Origin of the sequence: Bartonella sp. AA56HLJMS, from assembly GCF_042197145.1 — a bacterium.
GTDB lineage: Bacteria > Pseudomonadota > Alphaproteobacteria > Rhizobiales > Rhizobiaceae > Bartonella.
Genome location: NZ_JBHIRL010000042.1, coordinates 1 through 4,335, shown reverse-complemented (window position 1 = coordinate 4,335; position 4,335 = coordinate 1). Strand labels below are relative to the sequence as shown.

General features: G+C 43.6%; 6 protein-coding genes. All 6 read right to left on the bottom strand.

Translation table 11 applies throughout. From position 1 onward, the window contains the following. A partial coding sequence (locus tag ACFINI_RS09365; RefSeq protein ID WP_375647984.1) for a phage tail protein occupies positions 1 to 191 on the bottom strand: 191 nt, incomplete at its 3' end. 5 nt (positions 192 to 196) lie between these two features. After that, positions 197 to 2,263: a phage tail tape measure protein gene (locus tag ACFINI_RS09360; protein ID WP_375647983.1), complete on the bottom strand. Its 2,067-nt coding sequence runs from the start codon at positions 2,261 to 2,263 to the stop codon at positions 197 to 199. Next, a complete protein-coding gene (locus ACFINI_RS09355) occupies positions 2,260 to 2,322 on the bottom strand; it encodes a GpE family phage tail protein (RefSeq protein WP_244548654.1) in 63 nt (20 codons plus the stop codon). The genes ACFINI_RS09360 and ACFINI_RS09355 overlap by 4 nt, the downstream gene beginning before the upstream one ends. Positions 2,323 to 2,369: 47 nt before the next feature. Beyond that, positions 2,370 to 2,657, bottom strand: a complete 288-nt coding sequence (locus tag ACFINI_RS09350) for a phage tail assembly protein (RefSeq protein WP_375647982.1) — start codon at positions 2,655 to 2,657, stop codon at positions 2,370 to 2,372. Between the two features lie 2 nt (positions 2,658 to 2,659). Then, a complete protein-coding gene (locus ACFINI_RS09345; RefSeq protein WP_375647981.1) occupies positions 2,660 to 3,166 on the bottom strand; it encodes a phage major tail tube protein in 507 nt (168 codons plus the stop codon). Beyond that, positions 3,166 to 4,335 (bottom strand): phage tail sheath subtilisin-like domain-containing protein (locus tag ACFINI_RS09340; RefSeq protein ID WP_375647980.1); only part of this gene is annotated, 1,170 nt, incomplete at its 5' end. The genes ACFINI_RS09345 and ACFINI_RS09340, both read right to left, overlap by 1 nt.

Genomic DNA, 4,335 nt, shown 5'->3' with positions numbered 1-4,335 from the left:
TGACCACCTTTGAAATCTGGATAAATCACACCAGTTAAAGAAAATTCCGCATTTGCAACGGCAGGCAATTGAAGAGCTGCTTTGCGCCCCAATCGTCCTTGCTCTACCCATGGAATGCCATAAGACATATCAAGTGTTTGATAAGCAGCTGTTTCAATCGAAAAAATAAAACCACCCAAAGCTAACATCATGGTATTTAATCCGAAAGGCTAGAGGCTATGGCTAAACGTTGCTGTTTTGCATAGCGTTCAAGTGCTTGATTGACAGCGTCTCTGATTTCGTCCTTGAGACCATTTGGTACTGAAATATTGAGATTTGTAATGGTTACACGGGCGTCTACTTCAACGGGCTTATGAACCGTAATTGGCTTTGGAGCTTTAAAAGCACCTACTTTATTTGTTGCCTGCATTTGTCCTGTTTCAACGACACTTGTATTAAAACCACTCTTGCGTTTTTCAGGGGGGGTATTTGTAACCACTGCTGTATCCAGCATTTTTTTTGCCCGTGTATTGGTTTCATCAGTAAAGGTTTTAATGGTCTGCGTTGAAGTTTTGTCTATTGAGACATTAAACTTTGATTTTTTTCCTCCAAAGCCAGGTATCCAACTGGTTAATTTATTCATCATATTGCCAAATCCGTTATATAGATCACCCCATTTGCTTTTGATGCCCTCCCAAAGCCCATTAATAAGATTGGAACCTGCTTCCATTAAATCGACCCCAAGCAACCATTTAATCAATGCATTTATGCCTTTTGCAATCCAAGAGAGGGGTGAAAACTTTTTAAAGAGACTAAAGAGGTTACTGAAAATGTTACTGCATAAATTAGCCAAAGAACTCAACAAATTTCGTAAGAAATTCATGACCGTATCCCAATTTTTATAAAGCAGATATCCAATTCCAATAAGGGCTGCAATACCAGCCATTATCCAGCCTATGGGGGTTGTCATGATAGCAACACCAAGCGATATAAAAGCAGAACCAACAGCGGTTATTGCTGGAATAACTGAAGCTATAAGAACTGCTCCAACCGCGGCTAAAGATGCTGCTACCCAACCATTGAGTTTGTCCCAATATTGATAGAGGACAAAGAGCGCTGCAATGCCACCCATTAACCAACCGATAGGCGTCGTCATTATAGTATAGCCAAGTGTGACAAACGCTGCTCCCGCTGCGGCTAATGCGGCAATGAGTGGACCAAAAATGAATGAACCAAGAGCTACAAGCCCCACCTTGAAAAGGGTTATTTCACCAATCAGAGGTTCTAGCCATTGGAACCAGCCTTTAATCCTCTCTGTGAGATCACTGATGCCTTTTCTTAAATCAGAGGTAGGATTAAGCAAATCATTAAGGACTTTTTTTAAGGTTTTTGCCCAGCTCGCAACAGTTGTTTGAATGAGGTCGCGGTTTTCATCAATCAACTTTGAAAAACCGTCAATCATATCATTAATCACGGGCATGAAACGCGCGCCAATAAAGCTCGCGATACCGCCTATTTTTTTCTTAAAAGCACCAAGCTTGTCACTTAAATCTGCTGCATAGCGTGCAACATCGGCACCTATCAGCCATTTTCCTTTTCGCGCCTTTGCAAACAGCTCTTTAATGGGTGCCATGCCTTGTGCAAGCATGGTCGCCATTTCTTTACCATCGCCCCCAAACAGCAGAGCGGCAATATGCTGTCTTTGTGCTTGGCTTTTCATCTTACTCATCTTGTCGGTAATTTCTTCTAACAAGACAGAAGTGGATTTGAGTTTTCCAGAAGTGTTTTTGACAGAAATGCCAAGTGCTTCAAAGCCCATCATGCCTCTTTTTTGTCCGGCATATGCTTGTGCTGAACGCCTATTTAAAACCGCTAAGGATTGTTGAAAAAGTTCGGCAGAAGTGCCTGAATTATCGGCTGCATCACCCCATAATTGAAGTGATGCAACACTCATATTTAAATGGTGTGATGCGTGATAAAGACTATCTCCCAGATGCATGGTTTTCATGGTGAGGGCGGCTACACTTGCCACAAGACCACCACCAGCAAGCCCTAAGACACCGGTAAAGACTGAAGCACGACTTGCCGCTGTGCTAAGAGCACTTTGAACGCCATGAAGGCTTTTTGTCATGTTTTTGACAGCAGCAGAAAAGCGCGGAATACCCAAACTATGTGAGAGTGTTTTTGACAATGTATCGAATTTTTTTTGAAGATGTTTGAGAGGTGCGGTGAGTTTGTCTTCAAGAGACAATTTTACCTTTGCATCAGCAACTTTTTCACTCATTTTGTCTTATACCTTTCTGCTGCTTGTTTTCGCCAGAATATGAGTTCTTGTAGTTCCATTTCCATCATGTCCGGAAGAGACCAATGAAAAACAATGGCGATATCGGCTATGAGTTTAGCGGCGGTTTCCCAGTCGAGGTGTCCCGCCGCTTGATAAAAGACTCCAAAATCTCTCCAATGCTTGCCAAATCATTGATGTCGAGTTCACCAACAGCCTCATGCGGCCATTCAGAAAGGCGTGTGATCATAGCGATTGTTTGCTCTATGCCTTCTTTTTTGTCGATTGCTTGCACATCTTTTGTTTTGGGGCGCTGTAAGGTAATTGTGGTGTGCTCTTTTCCTTCAAAAGTAACAGGTATCAATAATTTATGTGTAATGCTTGTTTGGACTGTCATTTTTATAATCCTATATTTTCTCTATGGTCTGCGAGTTGATTGACGCCATTGAATTTTCTCACCAAGTTGAGGGCGTCTATCTCAACAATTTCAACGTCCTTCTGGACATATTTGAAATACTGTAATGTGAATGTTGCTGTGGATGTTGCTTTGCTCCCCGGTTGCCATTCTGCCATTTCAAAGCCTTTGCATAGTCCTCTCATGGTAATGACAACACCTTCTGCGGGTGTGCCTTGCGCTTGCATTGAACTTCGTAATGAAATGTCGACATCTGTGCGCCCCAACAGTGCCATCAATTCTGGAGAGCAATCAGAAATGGTCATGCTAAGTGTGAGGGTTTCAAGACCAAGGTCAACTTCAATAGAGCTATCCATGCCACCACCGCGATAACTTTCAACGACCAAACTCAAATTCGGTAGGGTGACACTTTCACATTTTGCTTGATAGGGAATGCCGTCGACAAAAATGTTAAAATACTTCAAAACTCTTGGTAATACGGGTACGGTCATTAAAAGATCTCCTCTAGGTAATCATTGATGATTTGTGAACGGAACGTGATGTGTTCTGCGGGTGTTGTGGGGGTAAATTCTACATTGAAATAGACTTTTCCACTTTCAATAGCGCTTGCTGTATTAAGCTCTAGATCAGGCGTACAGCGCCCACCAAGAATGGCGCCTTGTGCTTTTAAATCACGCAAATAGGCATTGACGCTTTCACTGACATCATTCATGTAGGTTTTTTTGATATTGCGGTCGACAGCCCATAGATGCCCGCGCAAAATGGCGTCATTAATCATATCTGCGGTTCTCACCACCGATAAGAAAGCAAATTTTGTATCGCTTGAAAGGGTGCGATTACCCCAAAGACGATAGCCGTTTTCACGAATAATGGTTGTGATGTTTTGTTCGTTAAGAAGGTTGGCGCGGCTGGATCTGTCCCCAATGGAAAAATCAATAGGGCGTGCAGTTCCCACAATTCCATTGATCACTTTGTTTGAAGGAGAATGCCAAAAACCATGGGTAAAATCTGTTTTGGCAATGACACCAGCAACCGCTGCACTTGCCGGCTGTTCTACAATTTTTCCATCACGATTCACCTTTACAAAAGGGTCAACTATGATGGCGCGTTTTGAATCAAAATCTTTTGCTGTGCTAAGGGCTGCTTCATCTGTTGTGTTGGGTGCATCAAGCACCACAATAGCACGCAAACGCTCGGCAATGCCAATCAATTCTGCTGCGACGGGGTTGGCAGTTGCACCAGTTCCATTCTCTTCAATATTCACACTGGAAGGGCGTTGATGTGTAAAGCCTGGAGCGATGAGAATGCGTGGTGTTTGTCCCACAATGGATTGCGCTCCAATGAAAGCATGAACACCTTCATAAGCACCATTTGCGTTTACACCACCCAGAATATTGGTGAGTGTTGCATTTTCGTTGTCACCCTCGTTCACGCGTACGACAACGACAATTGCTCCCACTTGCTTGAAAATGAGATCAAGGGCATTGGGTAAAGTGCCGCGTCGTTTGCCTGTTCTATCGAGTTTTGCAGCTTGTGAAAGAGAGCCTGCTACCAAAACCGGTGTGTTGAGAGGGAATGCTTGTTCATCGGCATCGGGTGCTGTGCCAACAATCCCGATAACGGCAGACTGAACCGCGCGAAGGGGGCGGGTGCCGTCGTC

Bases quoted from the DNA above. Each gene is read 5' to 3' on its own strand.
- ACFINI_RS09360 (WP_375647983.1), bottom strand. From the start codon at position 2,263: ATGAGTGAAAAAGTTGCTGATGCAAAGGTAAAATTGTCTCTTGAAGAC.
- ACFINI_RS09345 (WP_375647981.1), bottom strand. From the start codon at position 3,166: ATGACCGTACCCGTATTACCAAGAGTTTTGAAGTATTTTAACATTTTT.
- ACFINI_RS09350 (WP_375647982.1), bottom strand. From the start codon at position 2,657: ATGACAGTCCAAACAAGCATTACACATAAATTATTGATACCTGTTACT.